The 280-nt window shown below is 43.9% G+C and carries 1 protein-coding gene; it reads left to right on the forward strand.

Annotation, left to right across the window (positions count from 1 at the left end; genetic code table 11):
• Window positions 1-65: 65 nt before the first annotated feature.
• Window positions 66-280: Dabb family protein (locus ACZYR9_RS27830; protein WP_488981522.1), on the forward strand; the 215-nt coding region annotated here is incomplete at its 3' end.

The raw sequence follows: 280 nt of genomic DNA on the forward strand, positions 1-280 counted from the left end.
ATCTTCTTTAGACAGATCGTAAAATTTATTTTCGAAGCTGATGTAACCAAAGGGGAGCGAGTGTAATGATTACACATGTAGTGATGTTTAAGCTGAAAGACCGGAGCCCGGAGTCCGTACAGGCGACTTACCATGTGCTCAAAAATATGGAGGGGAAAATTACGGTGCTTCGCCATATTGAAGTAGGTACCGACGTGCTTCATTTGGACCGTTCTTACGATATTGCGCTGATTACGAAGTTCGATTCGCTGGAAGACCTGCAAACCTACGATAATCATCC

This window comes from Paenibacillus sp. F024, from assembly GCF_057814255.1.